This window comes from Bradyrhizobium sp. LB13.1 (assembly GCF_054056815.1).
Window position 1 is genome coordinate 2,278,348 of record NZ_JBSRYQ010000001.1, and the last position, 19,335, is coordinate 2,297,682.

Genomic DNA, 19,335 nt, shown 5'->3' on the forward strand with positions numbered 1-19,335 from the left:
ACAATCGTCGAGGTTCGCTGCGCCTCATTGCGAGGCGCAGTCGGTGCTCGTAACACTCTACGATTTCACGTGATGTTGACGGTCGGAGTAGCCTGCGGCTCGCGGCTGCGCCTGCTGGCGAAGAACTTCTGCAACCGATCAAGGTAGAGGTACACGACCGGGGTCGTGAACAGCGTCAGGACCTGAGAAAGAATGAGGCCGCCAACGATCGTATAGCCGAGCGGCTGTCGTATTTCGGATCCGGCGCCGGTGCCGAGCATCAATGGTACGCCGCCCAAGATTGCTGCCATCGTCGTCATCAAGATCGGCCTGAAGCGGAGCACGCAGGCCCGGTAGATGGATTCCTCTGAACTTGCACCTTCGTTGCGTTCGACCTCGAGCGCGAAGTCAACCAGCATGATGCCGTTCTTTTTCACGATGCCGATCAGTAGAATGATCCCGATGATAGCGATCACGCTCAGATCCATATGCACGGCAATCAACAAGAGCAGTGCTCCGATTCCGGCCGAGGGTAGGGTGGAGAGGATCGTGATCGGATGAATAAGGCTTTCATACAGCACACCCAGGATGATGTAGATCACCACCAACGCCGCCAGCACCAGAACCAGCTCGCCACCCAACGCCGCCTGGAATGCGTTCGCGTTGCCTTGGAATGTAGTGGTTAGCGAAGCCGGCTTGCCGCTCTGTTGCTCGAACTTCTGGATGGCAGCCACCGCGTCTCCGAGCGCCACGCCAGGCTTCAGGTTGAACGAGATAGTGGTCGATGGAAACATCCCCTGGTGATTGATGACGATCGGCGCTGCGGTGATCGTGCTGTTGGTAAGCGTGCTCAGCGGGACCTGCTGTCCGCTAGAAGAGTTGAGATAGATCTGCTGAAGCGCGGAGGGGCTGGTTTGGAAGCGCGGGAGCACCTCCAACACGACATGGTACTGATTAAGCGCGGTGAACATCGTGGAGACGATACGTTGACCGAAGGCATCATCGAGCGTGTTATCCACGCTCGCGGGTAAGATGCCAAAGCTCGACGCGACCTGACGGTTGACGGTTGCATTCAGGCGTGGTCCAGCGTTCTGCTGGTCGGTAGTTACGTCGGCAACTCCGGGAATGCTCCTGATTTTTTCCAGGAAAATGGCTGACCAGTGATTGAGCTCGTTGGAGTCGGCATCGGTCAAAGTATATTGATACTGGGTCTTGGACAGTCGCGCGCCCACGGTGATGTCCTGTGCGGCCTGCATGTACAGGGTGATGCCCTGCACGGCCGCAAGCTTGGTGCGGAGCCGGGCGATCACCTGGTCTGCATTGGCACTGCGCTGGTCCTGGGGCTTGAGTGCGATGAACATCCGCCCCTGGTTGAGAGTGGTGGTGCCTCCGATCTGGGCGCCGACAGAGGCGATGGCGGGATCCTTCAGAACGGTGTCGATCACAGCCTGCATGCGCTCCACCATTGCCGGATAGGAGATGTCCTGTGCCGCTTCCGCAATCCCCGTGATCATGCCGGTATCCTGCTGCGGGAAAAAACCCTTGGGAATGACCGGGTAGAGATAGCCGGTCAGGCCAATGGTGAGAAACAGCGTCATCAGCGTGATGAAGCGATGCCGCAGCGCTACCTTTAGTCCCGCGCTCGTACACCGAGAGCAGGCCATCGAAGCCGCGCTCGGATAGTCTGTAGAGCCAACCGTGCTCATGGCTCTCCGGCTTGAGGAGGTATGCGCACATCATCGGCGTGAGCGTCCGCGAGATCACCAGCGAGAGAACGAGAGAAACGCTTACCGTCATCGCGAACTCGCGGAACAGCAATCCGACATAGCCGCCCATCAGGAACAGAGGAATGAACACGGCGATGAGCGAGAACGTGATCGCCATCACAGTGAAGCCGATCTCGCCGGATCCCTTCATCGCCGCGTCGTACGGCGAGAGACCCTCCTCGATATGGCGTGTGATGTTCTCGATTTCGACGACAGCGTCATCCACCACGAAGCCAATCGCGATCGAGAGCGCCATCAAGGAGAGGTTGTCGAGACTGTAGCCCATTTCATAGAGCATCGCGAAGGTGCCAATCAGCGAGAGCGGCACGGTGACGGCCGGGATGATGGTTGCCCAGAAATTGCGCAGGAATACGAAGATCACCATTACGACGAGCGCCACCGTCAGCAGCAGAGTGAATTGCACGTCGGCAACCGACGCACGGATCGTCTGCGTCCGATCGGAGATGACATTCACCTTGATTGCGGGCGGGAGCGATGCCTGCAGCTGCGGCAAAAGCGATTTGATGCGGTCGACTGTCGCGATGACGTTGGCGCCGGGCTGTCGTTGAACAGACAGGATGATCGCGCGCTTCTTGTTGAACCAGCCGGCGACCAGATTGTTCTCTGCTGCCTCAATGACGTTGCCGATGTCACGTATAAATACCGGCGAGCCGTTCCGATAGGCGACGATGAGATCCTTGTAAGCGTCTGGCTTGAGTAGCTGATCGTTGGTGCCGAGCGTAAAGCTTTGCCGCGGACCAGTCAGCGTGCCCTTTGGCTGATCGACATTTGCTTGCGTGAGGACGTTACGGACGTCTTCCAGGCCGATGCCGCGATCGGCGAGCGCCTGGGGGTCCACTTGAACACGGATGGCGGGTTTCTGCTGGCCGCCGATGCCTACGATGCCCACGCCTGCGATTTGCGAAATCTTCGGCAATAGAATGTTTTCGGCATAGGCATCGACGGTCGTTAGCGGCAAGGTATCGGATGTCAGGCCTAGAACCAGGATTGGCGTCTCCGCGGGGTTCACTTTCCGGATCGTCGGTGGGTAGGGAATGCCTTGCGGCAGATACGGACTTGCGGCATTGATCGCCGCAAGAACGTCGGTAGCAGCGCTGTCTATGTCGCGACTAAGGTCAAACTGCACAGTAAGTTGAGTGGACCCGAGCACGCTCGCGGAGGCGAGCTGGATCACGCCCGGAATCTGCGAGAATTGCTGCTCAAGCGGCGTGGCGACGGAGGACGCCATGGTTTGCGGATCAGCGCCCGACAGCTGTGCCTGTACCTGAATCGTCGGAAAATTGACGTTCGGCAGAGAAGCGACAGGAAGCAGTCGGTAGGTGACAAGGCCACTGAGCAAGAGGGCGATCATGAGCAGCGCGGTCGCGATCGGCCGCTGAATGAACGGAGCGGAAATATTCATGGGATTTCCTGCTCGACGGAACTCTGGAGATTGGCTCCTTGCGCAGCCGCTCCGACCAGCTCCTTCACATGTGCACCGGGCTGAAGACGGTATTGACCGTCAACCACGACCTTCTCATTGGCTTGAAGCCCTGAATCGATCAGCGCGTCGCCATCGCTGTTGTAAGCAACCTTCACCGGACGCGTTGTCACGGTTTCGTCGGGTCTGATAACCCAGACAAAGGAGCCCTGCGGTCCCTGCTGAATTGCGGAGGCTGGGATGGTCAACCCATTTTGGCGAGTCTCAAGAAGCAGCCGCGCGTTGATGAGCTCGCCTGGCCAGAGCAAGCGCTTGGCGTTGGGGAAGCTCGCCCGCAGCCTTATCGTGCCGGTGGTCTGAACGATCTGGTTGTCGATCAGGTCGAGCTTGCCTTCGTCAAGCTGGGTCTTGTCGTCCTGGCTGTAGGCAAGCACCATGAGCGGCCGGTTCGCCATTTGGCGCTGGATTTCTACGAAATCCGTCTGAGGGAGCGAGAAGATCAGCGAGATCGGCTGGATTCGCGTGACATCGACGAGGCCATTCGCGTCAGTTGGATGGATGATGTTTCCGTTGTCGATTTGGCGAATGCCGGTCACGCCATCGATCGGCGAAGTCAATTGCGTGTAGCTCAAGTTCGTTTTTGCCTGCGCAATAACTCCCTCATCCGACTTTACCATCGCCTGAAGCTGGGCCAACTGTGCCTTTGTGGTATCGACCAGTTGGCTACTTGCCCAGCCTTTCTGAGCAAGCGGTTCGTATCGGTTCAGGTTGGCTTGGGCATTGACGACCTGTGCCTGATCGCGGTCGCAATTTGCGATCGCCTGATCAAGCTGCGCCTGGTACGGGCGCGGGTCGATCTCGGCGAGTACGTCGCCCTTCTTGACGGTCTGGCCTTGCTTGAAGCTGATCTTGACGAGCTGTCCGGTGATCTGGCTGCGCATGATTACGTTGTTGTGGGCAATCACCGTACCTACGCCACGCAGGTAAATCGGCACGTCGTGGCTGAGCACCGTTGCCGCAACGACCGGCACAGCTTGCGGCATGGCGTTCAGCTGCGTTGTCGCAGGTTGACGGAATTGTCGCGCGGCGAAAGCGGCGCTCCCGGCACCAATCAAGCCAACGACAAGTGCGATCCATAGTTTGCGCATGCTCCCCTCCGATTCCTTTAGCAGCCGGATGCCGATGTAACCGCGTTGGCGCTGGTGCCCGCGGTCGAAGAGGAGTCACTCGTCGTCGAGCTCAAACATGGCGAAGTCGTCCCCGATATGGTTGAGCCGTACGTCATTGTGGAGGTGCTGGGCAGCGGGACCGTAACCAACGGGCTCACGCCGGTGCTACCTGTCTCCGTGGCGCCGAGTGGGATCGAGCTTCCTATGACCGACCCGCTCGAACTCGCTCCCGGTGTTGACGAACCAGTCGCGCCCGCGGACGACGAAGTGCAGCCGGAGGTCATATCCAATCCACCGCCGTCGAAGGTCGTGCCGGCAGCTGTCATTGATGTCGTATTGTTCGTTCCAGAGGCCTGCGAACCGGTCGAGCCACTGGCGCCGCAGGCCGGAGTAGGCGCGGGGCTAAGGCCGCCCGGGTCGATCTCTGTTGATCCAAGCGGGATCGCAGAGACAGTTGGTGCGCTTGTTCCGTTCGTGCCCAACACACCGAGTGGAGAAGTCGCTCCCATCGCCGAGGGGCTGATGGAGGTTTGAGCTTGAACAGCGCAGCTCCAGAGCATCGCGAGCGCCGCTATCACCAATCCTGTTCGCATGGAATCTCCCGCTGTCGTCCGGCAGCCGGTTCCTCTCGCTGCCAAGGCTTCTCCAGGAGTATCGGTGCGAAATCCTGATTCTTGAATTTCGAGAGACGTGGCCGACCCTATTCTTCGTATCAAACATACAGGCCCGGCCCTCCGAGGCCATTAAATTGGCCCGGCGCGACTCTAAATTTGAATTTATGGAACCGGACGGCGGTTAGGTAACAAGCCACCCGCGCTAAGCAACGAGAGCCGATGTCTCGTCGGAAAGCAGCAAGCATTTAAATAGGAATGCCGGCCGGCCCATTGCCGCGCAGTCAATCAGAACGCGATTTGCGCAACGCAGCCCGGGCCGCCCGGCGCGGGAGAGAGGGTGAAGCGAAAGCCGTGCAGCTTTACAATTGCGGTAACCAGGCTGAGCCCCAATCCCAGTCCGGGCTCTCCGCGGCTCTTGTCTGACCGATAGAAACGCCGGGTGACGAGATCGCGTTCGCTTGCCGGGATTCCGCGCCCGGTATCGCTCACGCGTACGGCGCCGCCGTCCTCGGTCCGGTTCAGCTTAAGTTCGACCCGGCCGCACTCAGGGGTGAACTTCACGGCGTTATCGACCAGATTTGCCACCGCCTCGAACAGGAGGTCACGGTCTCCCCGTGTGACGATTTCCTCCTTGGCTTCCACCGTCAAAGCCACGCCCTTGTCTTTGGCGATTGGCTCATAAAGCTCGGCGACGTCGCGTACGAGCTCCGCCAGCTCGACATCGCGGAAGCCAACGAGCCGACGGCTGTGCTCGATCTCGGCGATACGGAGTAGCGCCGTAATCATTGTCAACGATTGGTCAAGGCCCATGATCGCCTGATCCACGGACGCCTGCAGTTGATCGAATTTGGTCGCATTGTGCCGGCCACGCTCGAGCGTCATCCTGACGTTGGTTAGCGGAGTTCGTAAGTCGTGGGCAATATCGTCTCCGACGCCAGCCACGCTCCGGAGGAGAACTTCTATCTCGTCCAGCATTCCGTTGATGAGCGTTGCGAGTTCGTCGAAGGGGGCATTGGTGCCTTGCACCGGCAGGCGTTCGCGCAATTCACCCGCGACGATCCGCTGAACCAGCTCGTTTACCTCGTCGATCCGTCGTTGTGTCCTGATGCTCAAATAGGCTCCGACGGCAAGCCCGAGGCACAGGGCCGGAATGATGCCCCACGCCAGGACTCGTTCCACCGAATTTCCCATCTGCGCCACCTCATCGACATTCCGCCCTACGACAAGGATTTGTCCGTCAGCAAGCCGGCGTGCTGTAGCACGAACGCTCTCCTTCTCCCGTCCGAGGGCATCAATTCGCACGATTGATGTTTCGCGCGGACGAGCGCCCAACTCAAGACCATGCGGCAGGCTCTCGATATTGCCCATGATCCGATTGCCATGCGGATCGAACAAGGCAACGAGCTTTACACGACGGGGATCCTGGTCGATATGCCACTGAAGCGCCTGCAGCCGCTGTTCCGATGGAAGAGCGGAGAAGGTGTCGGCGCGATCGGTAATCAGGCGGTCCACGCTGTCGATCACATAGGTCGAGTTCGGCCAATAGATAAAGCCGATCATCAATCCCACGCAGATTGCGAACGCGCCCGCTGCAACGACGATGCCGCGAAGGAGTGTCCAGCGAAACGTTCTCGTACGGGCAAACTCAGGAAGGCGCACGCAAGATAAATCCTTCTCCACGAATGTTTAGAAGCATCGGCGGCTCACCGGGCGCGTCAACCTTTCGACGCAGGCGTCCCATATGCACATCGACGAGATTGCTCTGTGGCACGAACTTGTAGTTCCAGACTTCCTCGAACAACATTGCTCGCGTGAGCAACTGGTCCTCCCGACGCATCATGTATTCGAGTAGACGAAACTCGCGCGGAAGCAACTCGAGGGTGCGCTTGTCGCGTTTGGCAGTCCGCTGAAGGAGGTCGAGTTCTAGGGGGCCCACGTGCAACACGGTTTCGCGGCTGTCACCGGGCCTGCGCAGCAGAGCTTCGATCCTTGCAATCAGCTCGACGATCGCGAACGGTTTCGTAAGATAATCGTCGCCGCCGGCCCGCAATCCGCGCACCCTGTCATCCACCGCGCCAAGAGCGCTCAACACCAGAACGGGAGTCTGAACCTGCTCCTGGCGGGCAACCTCAATGATGGTCAGACCATCAATGCCGGGCAAAAGCCGGTCTACGATCATCACGTCGGCCTCGCACGTGCGTGCCTTGTCGAGACCCTCGACCCCCGTGGCCGCCCAGTCAACGTCGAATCCGCGATTGACCAGCTCGGCCATGATCTGGCTGGCCGTCTCGTTATGATCCTCAATCAGCAGCACCTTCGGCATCGCAGGTTTCCTGGCGCTCTAAGCGTATTGCGTTGCCGTCGGGAGGCAGGAGCCATCCTGCCTGAGGCCTCTCGCAGGCATTCGCTACAAGACGAAGTACTTCTACCACATGGCAGGCCGCCATTAAATTACCGTTTAATCTGGGAATTTGGCTATAGCGTGCCGCAGCTCTTAACTTCAAGCCGCATAGACCGGCCGATAGACTTGCGAACGGACCAGCGCGCCGACGTCCTTGGGACGCTCTTTTCGCGTAAGATTGTTTTCGAAAATGTACTCGGCGATACGCGTCGCGACGTGAAGAGAGGCGGCGAAGATCTGGCCGCGCGGCGGATAGATCAGCCCGGTTGCAAGGTTCTCATCGGTCACTTGCTCTGCGACGGCCTTCGCTGCGACGATGAACATTTCATCGTTCACGCGGGTCGCTTCGGTTGCGAATATGGCCATGCCGACTGCAGGGAAGATGTAGACATTATTGCCTTGGCCCGGAACGAAGGTCTTTCCGTCAATGTCGACCGGCTGAAACGGGCTTCCGCTCGCGAAAATCGCTCGACCTTCGCTCCAGCGGTAAGCTTCCTCCGCCGTGCACTCCGAGCGCGAAGTCGGATTGGAATAAGGGAAGATGATCGGCCGTTCATTGATGGCGGCCATGGTTTCGATGACCTGCTGATTGAACAGTTTCGGCATAGTGCTGACGCCGATGATGCCAGTCGGCCGCGCCGCCTTCACCGCCTCGGCGAAGCCCGAGATCGGCGCATGATCCAAGGCGAACGGCTTCTGGAAATCAGCGAGATCGCTGCGTGCTGTGACCAAAAGACCGTTGACGTCGAACAGCCCATTGCGGGATCGGGCCTCGGCGATGGTCATGCCCTCACACACCATCGCCTGGCTGATCAGTTCGGCAATCCCCGTTGCCGCCGAGCCGGCGCCAAGAAATAGAAAGCGCTGTTCTCGAAGGGGCCGCCCGGATATGCGCAGTGCTGCGTAGATGCCGGCAAGGGCAACCGCTGCCGTGCCCTGGATGTCATCGTTGAAGGTACAAATTGAGTTGCGATAGCGAGTAAGTAGCGGGACTGCGTTGATGTTCGCGAAATCCTCCCATTGAATGCAGCACCTCGGATAGAGAGCCCGTACAGCCTCCACGAATTCATCGACGAAAGCTGTGTAGTCTTCGCCGCGTATACGGGGCTGACGCAGCCCAAGGTAAAGCGGGTCATCAAGCAAATCCTGGTTGTTGGTGCCGACGTCGAGCGTCACCGGGAGGCAATATTGCGGCGGGACGCCGGCGCAGGCGGTGTAAAGCGCGAGCTTGCCAACCGGGATGCCCAATGCCGCCGACTCCGAGATCTCCGAGACCCAGGATGCGCTCGCCGTCGGTTACAACGATAAAGCGGACATCCTTCTCCGGCCAGTTGGCAAGCAGTCGCTTCAACCGACCCCGGGCGGTGATGGGGAGATAGACGCCTCTTGATGCCCTGAAGATGTGGTCGAACTTCTGGCAGGCCTCTCCGACCGTCGGCGTATAGACGACCGGCATGAAGCTTGCTGGATCCGACATCAGCACGGCATAGAACAATGTCTCGTTTCGAGACTGCAGGTCTGACAGCAGAAGGTATTTCTGCAGGTCGTCATCGAGGCTTGCGAGTTCGGAATGGATGCGCGCGACCTGCAGCTCAAGCGTGCTCGGCACCGGCGGCAGTAGTCCTTCCAGGCGATGCTCGTGCCGGTCGGCGAGTGTGAAGGCCGTACCCTTGTTCAAATGCGGGTTGCGAAGAAGTTCGTAACCGATATTGGCGACTTCGAAGGACATGATGCTAACCTTGGTTGAACTGTCTGAAGAAACGAAGCGGGGAGGCGAGGGCGAATGCGCAGAATTCAGGGATCCGATCCCTCGTCAGGCTCTGTTTCCGGCTTGCCGGGTGCGCGTGCGTTGGCAGCGGTTCCGATCCTCTCCTCGACGATGTGCGTCACGCCGCCGACCAGGGCGCCCAGCACCACTTCCGATGCCCTCATCACCGCAACAAGTGCCGGGGCGGGACCGGTGGCCGCTGCCACGAGGATGAGTGGGCAGGTCCACAGGCAGACCCGGATCAGCGGCCGACCCATTGCCGCGCTCGCGCACAGGGCCACGCCGATGCCGATCTGTAGCACCAGAGGAATTCCGATCCTGCGGCCGACCGAGTTGATCAGCAGCGCAACGGCAAGGCCGATGAACGTACCGACGAAGCGCCCATGGATCGAGTCAAGCGTTGCCGTCACGCTCTCCTGGGAGACGATCAGGGCCGAGATCGGTGCCCACACCGGATGTTGCAGCCCGACAAGCCTCGCCAATTCGTAGGCGAGTGAGGCGGCCGTCGCGCAGCGGATGACGAAGCGACTTCGGTCGGCCGCAAAAATGGCACCCTGCGTGAAGGCGCCGTCGCTGCTGAACCATCGGTCAAACACCCGTGTTCCCAAGGCGAGAAACCGTATCGAGACGGCCATAGCTGGTCTCCTCTTTTCGGCGCAATCATCGCCACAGGTTAGTACGCGCGAGCTCGACGACCTCATCCGTTCGGCCGCTGAGCACAGCCTTGACCATGTAGAGGGTGAACCCCTTCGCCATTTCGGCCGTGATCTTGGGTGGGATCGCCAATTCCTGGCGGTTCACCACGGCATCCACCAGGACCGGGCCGTTATGCGCAAGAGCAGCACGGAGGGCGGGCTCGACATCGGCAGGATCTTCGATCCGGAGGCCAACTATGCCCGCCGCTTTCGCCATCGCGGCGAAGTTGGGATTTTTCAGCTCCGTCCCAAAGTCGAGGATGCCGGTCGATTTCTGTTCAAGCTCAATGAAGCCGAGCGAGCCATTATTGAAGACGACGACCTTTACCGGCATGCCGAGCTGCGCCAGGGTCAGAAAGTCGCCCATCAGCATGGTGAAACCGCCGTCGCCCGACAGCGAAATAACCTGGCGTTTTGGAAATGCCGCCTGCGCGCCAATCGCCTGCGCCATCGCGTTGGCCATCGAGCCATGCCAGAACGATCCCAACAGGCGCCGCTTGCCGTTCATCGTGAGATAGCGCGCCGCCCAAACCGTCGGCAGGCCGACGTCGCAGGTGAAAATAGCATCCTCAGCGGCCAGATCGCTCAGCGCCTTCGCGATTTGCTGCGGATGCACCGGCGTGCGCCCGGGCGTGCCGGTCGCAAGCTCATCGAGCGAGGTGCGGCTTTTGGCATAATGCGTCAGCGACCGATCGAGATGACGGCGGTCCTCCTTGTCCTCAAGCAGCGGAAGCAGGGCGCGCAAAGTCGTGCCGACGTCGCCGACCAGACCGAGTTCGATCGGCGTGCGGCGGCCTAGATTCTCAGCGCGAATATCAATTTGGGCGATGCGCGCCCCTCCTTGCGGGTAAAACTGACGATAGGGGAAATCGGCGCCGAGCAGCAGCAGCGCATCGCAATCATTCATCGCGTAATAGCCCGAAGCGAAGCCGATCAGCCCGGTCATTCCGACGTCATAGGGATTGTTCCATTCGACGTGCTCCTTACCGCGCATGGTGTGTACCATCGGCGATTTCAGCCTCTCGCCGAGCGCGATCAGTTCGTCATGGGCTTTGGCGCAGCCCGAGCCGCAAAGCAGCGTGACGCGCTTTGCACCGTTTAGAAGGTCCGCCAGCGCCCGGATGTCATCGGGCCTGGGCACCACCGTGGGCTGCCGCGGCACGAGATCGAGCTGGGGGACTTTGGTCGTCTCTGCCGCAGGCTGAAGCGCGACGTCACCGGGGATCACGATGACGGAAACCCCGCGCTTGCCCAGGGCTTCACGGATCCCGATCTCTACAGCGCGCGGCATCTGGTTCGCATTGGAGACGAGCTCGCAGTAATGGCTGCATTCGCGAAATAGGTTCTCCGGATGGGTCTCCTGGAAATAGCCGAAACCGATTTCGGCCGAGGGAATATGAGCCGCGATCGCCAGCACCGGCACGCGCGAGCGGTGGCAGTCGAAGAGACCATTGATGAGATGCAGGTTGCCGGGTCCGCAGCTCCCGGCACAAACCGCGATACTTTCGGTAAGATGCGCCTCGGCACCGGCCGCAAAAGCGGCGACTTCCTCGTGGCGCACGTGCACCCATTCAATCTTGCCCTGGCGGCGGATTGCGTCGGTCAATCCGTTCAGGCTGTCGCCAACGATTCCGTAAATTCGTTTTACGCCTGACGCCGCCAGCGTCTCGGCGAATTGATCAGCGACGGTAGTCGGCATGGTCCGCTCCTTCAAGTGACGACATCACGTCGTCGTTTCTGAGCTTGGACCTAGGAATGGAGTGGGTACTTTCCCAATATATTATTTGTCAGAATTCAGGATGTTTTGGATAGGCCGCCACGCTTGGATCTAAGGCCAAGCAGCGCGCGGGCCAAAACGTACTCAGGAAAGCAATCTGGGTTCAGGACAAAGAGATATCTGCTCGCAAGATGGTTATTCAATCCTAACTTTATTTTTAGTTGAGAACGTCACCTAGCCTCACCAGTTCGAAGGAAATCGCCGCTTCGCTGCGGCAGCAATCCACCTGCGCAATCGATTCCGTTGGAGGTCAATATGGCTCTGTTGTCGCGCTCATTTGTTCGTACGCGAGTCATCTCGTTGGCGGCGGCGTTAACGGTATCGGCGACCTCGTTTGCCTTCGCACGGGATACAGCAAGTTCTCAACATGTCGACGCAGCAGCCTCCGATGTCAACGAACAACGGTTCATGTTCGAGAATGATCTGGCGATGAGCAACATTACCAGGGAGATGCTCGTCAAGCCGACGGGGGATATCGATCGAGATTTCGTGGTGATTATGATACCTCTCCATCAAGGTGCGATCGACATGGCGCGCGCCGAGCTCAAATACGGTCACAACGATGAGCTCAGGCGCCTCGCGGAGAACATCATCACGCAACAGCAGCATGAGATTGCGGTGATGCGTCATGCAGTCGGAGAAGCGCCGGCCGCGCAGTCCGGCGAACCGCCGGCGTCGCAACCCAGCGCGGAGTCAGATTCGAAGCGCTCGTCGGCTGCGACAAATACAACGAAACTGAACTGACACTGCCAGAGGCGCCCGCCTCCAGATGTTTCCGATAGTGTTGATGGAGCAAATCGAATGCGATCCAGTCTCATCATCGTCGCGGGTCTCAGCGCGGCGTTGATCTGGAGCGGAGAAGCCGCGCTCGGTAGTCCTCCTGGAGATCGCGGGATCACCGCGTTTGGCAATGCCCCGATCGGCCACTTGCAACCTCATGCGCCGCAGTTTTCCCCTGGTTCGTCCGCAGATGAGGCCGAGCAGACAAGTATTACGAGTTTCAATCCAAGCAACAGGGATTGGACAGAGAACTCGATAGAAGTCTCAATATCTTCCGTTGCTGACCTTGCCGGGTGCCGCGCCAAATCATCTCGTTGCTCAGGGCGCTCTTTAAGGACAATTCGGCTGACGTGGTCGTCTCAAGCTGAGGTGAGCTTTGTGAATGGCAATTTACTGGGTCCGTGCCGCTGCCATCCTACATCCGGCTCGAAGCATCCGAAGAGTTCGGATGCGACCGAAAGCAAGAAGTTCGTGTCGCCCGACAATGCGCGCGTTGACCGGAGCGTGACTGAGCTTCGGGTGCTCTCCACGAACCCTCGCTTCGGTCGTGATCGGAGAACATCATCATGACCTTATTCAAAACTCTCACCGCAGCCGTCCTTTTGTTCGGGGCAGCAACACCTGTCTTCGCACAGGGCCGCAATTCAAGAGCCGGGCGCTTTCGCCTTCTACCATCTGAACGCCGACGTCCTGAACGGAGGCGCGCCCACCCCGGAAGCCGCCTTGGCGTCGCAGCCCCCAGCCGTTTGCGAAACCTATGCGGCGATGGGAAACGGTGAAGCCCCCGCGCAGCATCGTCGCACCCACCGCTGTGAGCGTCTCGGCACAATGAAACGTGAGCGCCGGCGAACGTGCATCACCGAAAAAGATAAAGAAGATCTGTGTTTGAGTAACGGCGCTCGCGATGAATGGCGCGATGCCCGAAATAGACTGCCGCGGCGCGCGGTTCTGGTGGGCGCGGGGCTTGTAAGTCGGCGGCAAGACGCCGGATTGGTGACTTGCGTGTCGGTCGCCCGTTCGCCTTTATCCCGCGAGACCGCAAACCGCCGTGGCGCAATATGCCGGCGTCTCCGAATGCATACTCGCGTGGTTCTCAGCCTTAAACGCAAATTTAGTCACCTGAGCAGCCATTTTAATCGTCCAAATCCGTGCGCAGCTTACCTTCATCCTATCGATCGCTGAGTGAACCGGGCCGCGCCCTCGAGCCTGCCCCAGCAGTCGGAAAAGGAGCCTATATGACAATCAACGTTGTTGTGCCAACCACGCAGAAATCCACCGCTTCGCTTCGCAGCCAGGTCCGGGCATGCCGCAGCTTCCTGCTCACGCCCGGCTCTCGGCCCGACTCCCTTCACGGCGCCCGCGCCGCCGGTGCCGACTCCATCATCGTGGATCTCGAGTCGACCGTCGCTCCCGACAACAAGCGGCAGGCGCGAGAGGCCGCATTTGCCTTTCTGGGTCAGCCAGCCGAAGCGGACTTCGTACGTATCCTGCGTATTAACAGCCCGCGCTCGGTGACCGGGCTTCATGACTTGCTTGCGCTAAAGGAAGCCAACGCCAGACCCGACGCGCTTATCATCCCGAAGTGCCAGTCCGCCGACGAGACCGGACTCGTGATCGACATCCTGGATGGTCCGCTGTCGAGCGTCGGCGTCATCCCGATGATCGAGCTAGCGCAGGCTGTATTCGTCGCCGATCGGATAGCGCAGGCGCACGACCGTGTCTGCGGGCTTTTTCTGGGCGGGGGTGACTTGGCGGCCGACCTTGGCGCGGAGGGTTCCTGGCAGAGTCTCCTGTTCGCGAGATCCGTGGTCGTCGCGGCCGCCGCGACGGCGGGCATCGCGGCCATCGACGTACCTTATTTCAAAGGGGATGCCGCCGGCTTGCGGCGAGAAGCGATGGCGAGCCGGAAGCTCGGCATGACAGGAAAGTCGGCTCTCCAGGCAGAACAGCTCGCCGCCATCAACACCATCTTTACGCCTTCAGCGGATGCCGTGACCCGCGCTCGCTCCGTCGCCGCCGCTCGGGCCGCAGCCGGCACGAGCACGCCCGTGATCGCCGGACATGTCGTCGAGCCGGCGATGGAGCGAGAGGCCGAGCGGGTGCTCGCGATCGCAAACAGGTTCGGCATCGGCGCGCAGGCATCCGAACGAGAACGATCACGCGAAGACGGCGCGATTGCGTGAGGGTCGGCGCTCAGTCTAATTATCGGAGCAGCGCATGCTAAACACCATCGCCGCCACCCTCGTACCCGTCGCTTTCGTCATCTATCTCGGCTACCGCGCCGGTCGACTGAAGTTCTTCGGGAGTACTGACCGGGCCTTGCTGACGCGGCTGGTTCTCGCTTGGCTGTTGCCGCCGTTGCTGCTCGCTGGGATTCTGCAAACGCCCCGAGCCGACCTGGTTGACTACCGAATACCGTTGCTGTTCGTCGTGGGACTCATGGTCCCATACCTCGTAGTGCTGCTCGGCTGCCGGTTCGTCTGGCGTTACGACCTGCGTACGTCGACATTGAAGGCGAGCCTGCTCGCTTTCCCCGATATGGTATTCATGGGCGTTCCGATCCTCGGGCAGTTGTTTGGCCCATCGAGCCTGTATCCGATCCTCATCGCAAACCTCGTTCCGTCGCTGATCATCCTTCCCCTCACAACGGTATTGCTCGAGCTTGGTTCGGACAACGGGAAGAGCCGCGGTCTGGCGGCATTCACGAAAACGCTCGTCAAGGCAATGCGTGAACCGCGTGTTTGGGTGCCTTTCCTTGGGATCGTGGCGGTCATTCTAGATTTTCACATGCCCAAGTTCGTCATCAGCTCGTTGCACCTCATTGGCAGTGCAACGACAGGAATTTCGCTCTTCGTGGCAGGCCTCATCATTGCTGAGGAGAAAGTTGAGCTCACGACGACGGTGGCAGTAGACGCTCTCATCAAGAACCTCGTGCACCCCGTCGCCATGCTCCTGACTGTCCTGGCGTTCGGGGTCACTGGCGTGGTCGCGCAGGAAGCAATTCTGCTTGCGGCTCTTCCCTCAGCCGTGATCACGACCATGTTTGCTGAAGAATACGGCCTTCTCCAATCCGAATCTTCCACCACGATCCTGGTGACGAGGGTGCTCGCCTTCGCAACCATCCCGATCATGATCGTGGCGACCCACCATCTGATGACCGCGTGAAAGAGGCTGCACCTATGAATATCGAAGCGGACTTCTACACGGTAGACCCGACGGATGCGCCTCACGAGATGAAAGAGGTCCAAACGCTGCTTGCTGCAAACAATCTCGAACTGGATGGCCAGGTCGAGCTATTCGTCGTGTATCGACGAGAAGGACATGTTGTCGCCTGTGCCGGTCTGGACCACTATACGATCAAGTGTGTCGCCATCGCCCAACATTTTCGCGGGGAGTCACTCAGCCTGCGGCTCGGCAGTGCGGTTGTAAAACTGGCAGCTGAGCGAGGACAGTTTCATCTCTTCCTGTACTCTCCGCCTCACAATCTGCCGTTTTTTCGCGGTTGGGGCTTTTATCCGCTGGTCGAGGTGCCGCGGCTGGTCATCCTGATGGAGAACAGTCCAGTCGCGATTCAAAGATATTGCGACGGATTACGTGAGCGGCGTCGGCCGGGGCGCAGGATCGGCGCCATCGTCCTGAACGCCAACCCCTTTACGCTCGGCCATCGCTATTTGGTCGAGCAGACCGCGCACGCGTGTGATTGGCTCCATGTGTTCGTGGTCGGAGAAGACGCGTCGCTATTGTCTTATGACGATCGCTTCGCGCTCGTGGCGGCAGGCGTAAGGCACATCGACAACCTGACGCTCCATCCCGGCTCCGACTACATCATCTCCCGCGCTACCTTCCCCGGCTATTTTCTGAAGGAAAAGGCGTTGATCGACAGCAGCTGGGCCGCGATCGACGTGCTCATGTTCCGTGAATATATCGCGCCGGCGCTGAACATCACGCACCGTTACGTGGGAACCGAGCCCTTCGATCCCGTTACCAGCAGCTACAACGCCGAGATGAAGCATTGGCTGCAGTATGCAGCCTCTGCGGCCCCGCCGATCGCGGTCGCCGAGCTGCCCAGGGCGTCCATCCGCGGCGTCCCGATTTCCGCATCCGAGGTCAGACGATTGCTGGCTCGGCGAGATTTTTCACTCATCGAGGAGCTCGTTCCCCTGACTACCCTACAGTTTCTGAAGCAGAAATCGTCTGTCGAGAAGGCCACTCAGTTGGAGGTTGAAGCGCGATGAAAGTCATCAAGGAAGCGATCGCCGGCACCTTGGAATCTAGCGACGTGCTGGTCAAGGTTGCGCCAAGCGACAAGGGAACTCGCGAGGTTGTGCTCAAGAGCGAGGTGATGAAGCAGTTCGGTAAGCAGATCAGGCTGGTCGTGGCAGATACGCTCGATAGCCTTTCGGTGAGCGCCGTAGCGATCGTCATCGAGGACAAGGGCGCGCTCGATTGCGTGATCCGTGCACGAGTTCAAGCGGCGGTATTGCGCGGCTGTGAGGCGTCAGAACTGGATTGGCGGAGGCTGTCATGAAACTACGTCGTAGCATGCTCTTCGTCCCCGGCGACAACGCGGCGATGCTGAGCACTTCATTCGTGTACAAGCCCGATTCGATCATGTTCGATCTGGAAGACGCCGTCTCGCCGCGAGAGAAGGACTCTGCGCGACTGTTGGTGTTTCAGGCGCTGCATCATCCGGCCTATCGCGACATTGAAACTGTCGTACGTGTCAATTCGCTTGCCACCGAGTTCGGCCTCAAGGATCTGGAGGCCGCGGTCAGAGGTGGCGCGGATGTCGTGCGCCTGCCCAAGACGGAGAATGCAAAGGAGATTCACGATCTCGAGGCTCACGTGGCGCGGATTGAGAGTACCTGTGGCCGCCCGGTCGGGGATACCAAGATCGTGGCAGCCATCGAGTCGGCCTCCGGCGTCGTCAACGCCGTATCGATTGCGACGGCTTCGCCGCGCATGATCGCAATCGCCCTTGCCGGATTCGATTACCTGGTCGACATGCACACGAAGCGCAGCAAGGGTTGGCAGCCCGAGTTGTTCTACGCTCGGGCCGCGGTGCTGCACGCTGCGCGAGCAGCACGGATCGATGCGTTTGATGTCGTGTACGGCAATGTGAACGATGACGCTGGCTTCCTGCGCGAGGTCAAGATTGCGAAACGGCTCGGGTTCAACGGGAAATCCCTGATCCATCCGAAGCAAATCGAGCTTCTGCACCGAGCTTACGCGCCGACCGCGGAGGAAGTGAGCCATGCAAAGCGCGTCATTGCCGCGGCGGAGGAAGCGCGGCGCAAAGGGCTTGGTGTCGTGTCACTCGACGGCAAGATGGTCGATCCGCCCGTGATCGAGGAAGCCGAAATGGCGCTGCAACTTGCCGAGGCATCCTGACTAAAACCACAATAATACGAAGGACGATGTCATGAACACCGCATCAAAGAACCTGGCTACACAGGACGCCTCGCTCGCGAAATTGGCGCCGTTTGCAGGAGCGAACGCCCAGACTCCCTATCTCTCAACCCTCGACACCAAGTTGCACCGCAAGCTCTGCGGCTCGCTCGAAGAATCCATCCAGCGATCTGGACTCAAGGACGGGATGACAATCTCGTTCCATCACGCCTTCAGGGAAGGCGACAAGGTGGTGAACAAGGTTGTCGAGACTCTGGCCCGGCTCGGCTTCAAGAACCTCACACTCGCCTCGAGCTCGCTTCTGAATTGCCACGACCCCTCTGGTGGAGCACATCAAGAACGGCGTCATCACAGAAATCTATACGTCCGGGATGCGCGGCCGGCTTGCCGAAGCGGTTTCGAACGGGTTGATGCAGCGACCGGTGCAGATCCACTCGCACGGGGGCCGAGTTCATCTTCTGCAGACAGGGGAATTGAAGATCGATGTCGCGTTCCTGGGCGTGGCCAGCTGTGATGAGTTCGGCAACGCCAACGGCTCGCACGGCAGTTTGAGCTGCGGTTCGCTCGGTTATGCGAAGGTCGATGCCGAATATGCTCGACAGGTGGTGCTGCTGACCCAGGAATTGGTCGAGTTTCCGAACCATCCGGCGAGCATTTCGCAGGATCGGGTCGATCTCATCGTCAAGGTCGATCAAGTCGGCGATCCCGCGCTGATCAGTGTCGGCGCGGCGCGCGTCACCAATAATCCGCGGGATCTGCTGATCGCACGCCACGCCGCGGACGTCATCGAGCACTCCGGTTACTTCACGGATGGCTTTTCCCTTCAGACGGGCTCTGGAGCATCATCCACCGCCGCCACCCGCTTTCTCGAAGAGCGCATGACAGGCAGGGACATCAAGGCCAGCTTTGCACTGGGCGGGATCACCGGAAGCATTGCCGAGTTGCACAAGAAGGGGCTGATCAAGGCGCTGGTCGATGTCCAGTCATTCGACGCTGATGCCGCGGAATCGCTGCGTAGCTCGAACGCGCATATCGAAATCTCGGCCAACGAATATGCCAATCCCACGTCGAAGGCAGCCTACGTCGACCGGGTCAATGTGGTTATTCTAAGTGCGCTGGAGATCGATGTCGACTTCAACGTCAACGTGATCACTGGCTCCGACGGCGTGATGCGCGGCGCATCCGGAGGACACTGCGACGTCGCGGCGGCGGCCGATTTGACCATCGTCGTTGCCCCACTCGTGCGCAGTCGTATCCCGACGGTGGTGCGCCGGGTCACCACGCTTCTGACACCAGGTGAATCGGTCGACGTCCTGGTGACCGATCATGGCATCGCAGTCAACCCCAAGCGTCCGGAAGTCGAGCAGCGGCTGCGTGACGCCCGCTTGCCCGTCATGAAAATCGAGGAGCTGCGCCAGAAAGCTGTGGCGCTAACGGGCGAGCCCGAGCCCCTCGAATTCACCGAGCGCGTTGTCGGTGTCATCCGCTATCGTGACGGTAGCGTGATCGATGTCGTGCGGCAGGTGAGGAACTGAT

The 19,335-nt window shown here is 59.7% G+C and carries 14 protein-coding genes and 3 pseudogenes; 9 read left to right on the top strand and 8 right to left on the bottom strand.

All coding sequences use genetic code 11. From position 1 onward, the window contains the following. Nucleotides 1-65: 65 nt before the first annotated feature. Nucleotides 66-3,168, bottom strand: a pseudogene (locus tag ACVWYI_RS10715) (efflux RND transporter permease subunit). Next, complete coding sequence (locus tag ACVWYI_RS10720; RefSeq protein WP_456661940.1) at nt 3,165-4,334, bottom strand: efflux RND transporter periplasmic adaptor subunit; 1,170 nt, start codon at nt 4,332-4,334, stop codon at nt 3,165-3,167. The pseudogene ACVWYI_RS10715 and the gene ACVWYI_RS10720 overlap by 4 nt, the downstream one beginning before the upstream one ends. 45 nt (nt 4,335-4,379) lie before the next feature. On the opposite strand from ACVWYI_RS10720, the gene ACVWYI_RS10725 reads away from it, so the two are divergent. Further along, a complete protein-coding gene (locus tag ACVWYI_RS10725) occupies nt 4,380-4,889 on the top strand; it encodes a hypothetical protein (protein ID WP_456661941.1) in 510 nt (169 codons plus the stop codon). Between the two features lie 365 nt (nt 4,890-5,254). Here the strand turns inward: ACVWYI_RS10725 and ACVWYI_RS10730 are convergent, their stop codons facing one another. The 5 genes and pseudogenes from ACVWYI_RS10730 to poxB form a co-directional block, all read right to left on the bottom strand. Then, nucleotides 5,255-6,628, bottom strand: a complete 1,374-nt coding sequence (locus tag ACVWYI_RS10730) for a sensor histidine kinase (protein WP_456661942.1) — start codon at nt 6,626-6,628, stop codon at nt 5,255-5,257. After that, complete coding sequence (locus ACVWYI_RS10735) at nt 6,615-7,292, bottom strand: response regulator transcription factor (RefSeq protein ID WP_354049473.1); 678 nt, start codon at nt 7,290-7,292, stop codon at nt 6,615-6,617. The genes ACVWYI_RS10730 and ACVWYI_RS10735 overlap by 14 nt, the downstream gene beginning before the upstream one ends. A 177-nt stretch (nt 7,293-7,469) precedes the next feature. After that, nucleotides 7,470-9,099 (bottom strand): annotated as a pseudogene (locus ACVWYI_RS10740) (NAD-dependent malic enzyme). Nucleotides 9,100-9,164: 65 nt separating this feature from the next. Continuing rightward, nucleotides 9,165-9,773, bottom strand: coding sequence for an FUSC family protein (locus ACVWYI_RS10745; protein ID WP_354049471.1), 609 nt, complete (start codon nt 9,771-9,773; stop codon nt 9,165-9,167). 25 nt (nt 9,774-9,798) lie between these two features. After that, a complete protein-coding gene (gene poxB / locus ACVWYI_RS10750) occupies nt 9,799-11,532 on the bottom strand; it encodes a ubiquinone-dependent pyruvate dehydrogenase (RefSeq protein ID WP_354049470.1) in 1,734 nt (577 codons plus the stop codon). A 333-nt stretch (nt 11,533-11,865) separates the two neighbouring features. On the opposite strand from poxB, the gene ACVWYI_RS10755 reads away from it, so the two are divergent. Then, the gene (locus ACVWYI_RS10755; RefSeq protein WP_456661943.1) at nt 11,866-12,354 is read left to right on the top strand and encodes a DUF305 domain-containing protein; all 489 of its coding nucleotides are present in this window, start codon (nt 11,866-11,868) and stop codon (nt 12,352-12,354) included. Nucleotides 12,355-12,975: 621 nt separating this feature from the next. Here the strand turns inward: ACVWYI_RS10755 and ACVWYI_RS10760 are convergent. Continuing rightward, nucleotides 12,976-13,371 (bottom strand): hypothetical protein, encoded by a 396-nt coding sequence (locus ACVWYI_RS10760; protein ID WP_456661944.1) that lies wholly within the window; start codon nt 13,369-13,371, stop codon nt 12,976-12,978. A gap of 272 nt (nt 13,372-13,643) precedes the next feature. On the opposite strand from ACVWYI_RS10760, the gene ACVWYI_RS10765 reads away from it, so the two are divergent. The 7 genes and pseudogenes from ACVWYI_RS10765 (at nt 13,644) to citF (ending at nt 19,334) form a co-directional block, all read left to right on the top strand. Further along, nucleotides 13,644-14,573, top strand: a complete 930-nt coding sequence (locus ACVWYI_RS10765; protein ID WP_354069054.1) for an HpcH/HpaI aldolase/citrate lyase family protein — start codon at nt 13,644-13,646, stop codon at nt 14,571-14,573. 34 nt (nt 14,574-14,607) lie between these two features. Then, nucleotides 14,608-15,555: an AEC family transporter gene (locus tag ACVWYI_RS10770; protein ID WP_354069056.1), complete on the top strand. Its 948-nt coding sequence runs from the start codon at nt 14,608-14,610 to the stop codon at nt 15,553-15,555. A 14-nt stretch (nt 15,556-15,569) separates the two neighbouring features. Continuing rightward, on the top strand, nt 15,570-16,625 hold the full coding sequence (citC, locus tag ACVWYI_RS10775) for a [citrate (pro-3S)-lyase] ligase (protein ID WP_456661945.1): 1,056 nt from the start codon (nt 15,570-15,572) through the stop codon (nt 16,623-16,625). Further along, a complete protein-coding gene (gene citD / locus ACVWYI_RS10780; protein WP_456661946.1) occupies nt 16,622-16,918 on the top strand; it encodes a citrate lyase acyl carrier protein in 297 nt (98 codons plus the stop codon). Before citC ends, citD begins: the two co-directional genes overlap by 4 nt. Further along, nucleotides 16,915-17,781: an aldolase/citrate lyase family protein gene (locus ACVWYI_RS10785; RefSeq protein WP_456661947.1), complete on the top strand. Its 867-nt coding sequence runs from the start codon at nt 16,915-16,917 to the stop codon at nt 17,779-17,781. The genes citD and ACVWYI_RS10785 overlap by 4 nt, the downstream gene beginning before the upstream one ends. Nucleotides 17,782-17,986: 205 nt before the next feature. Next, nucleotides 17,987-18,052 (top strand): annotated as a pseudogene (locus ACVWYI_RS10790) (citrate lyase subunit alpha); the annotation flags it as partial. Between the two features lie 70 nt (nt 18,053-18,122). Continuing rightward, nucleotides 18,123-19,334 carry a citrate lyase subunit alpha gene (gene citF / locus ACVWYI_RS10795; protein ID WP_456661948.1) on the top strand — a complete coding sequence of 404 codons (1,212 nt, stop codon included), beginning with the start codon at nt 18,123-18,125 and terminating at the stop codon, nt 19,332-19,334. The last annotated feature ends 1 nt before the right edge of the window (nt 19,335 follow it).

Excerpts from the sequence above, each read along its gene's own strand:
- ACVWYI_RS10745 (WP_354049471.1), bottom strand. The coding sequence starts at position 9,773 with ATGGCCGTCTCGATACGGTTTCTCGCCTTGGGAACACGGGTGTTTGAC.
- ACVWYI_RS10735 (WP_354049473.1), bottom strand. The coding sequence starts at position 7,292 with ATGCCGAAGGTGCTGCTGATTGAGGATCATAACGAGACGGCCAGCCAG.
- ACVWYI_RS10755 (WP_456661943.1), top strand. The coding sequence starts at position 11,866 with ATGGCTCTGTTGTCGCGCTCATTTGTTCGTACGCGAGTCATCTCGTTG.
- poxB (WP_354049470.1), bottom strand. The coding sequence starts at position 11,532 with ATGCCGACTACCGTCGCTGATCAATTCGCCGAGACGCTGGCGGCGTCA.
- ACVWYI_RS10720 (WP_456661940.1), bottom strand. The coding sequence starts at position 4,334 with ATGCGCAAACTATGGATCGCACTTGTCGTTGGCTTGATTGGTGCCGGG.
- citD (WP_456661946.1), top strand. The coding sequence starts at position 16,622 with ATGAAAGTCATCAAGGAAGCGATCGCCGGCACCTTGGAATCTAGCGAC.
- citC (WP_456661945.1), top strand. The coding sequence starts at position 15,570 with ATGAATATCGAAGCGGACTTCTACACGGTAGACCCGACGGATGCGCCT.
- ACVWYI_RS10770 (WP_354069056.1), top strand. The coding sequence starts at position 14,608 with ATGCTAAACACCATCGCCGCCACCCTCGTACCCGTCGCTTTCGTCATC.
- ACVWYI_RS10785 (WP_456661947.1), top strand. The coding sequence starts at position 16,915 with ATGAAACTACGTCGTAGCATGCTCTTCGTCCCCGGCGACAACGCGGCG.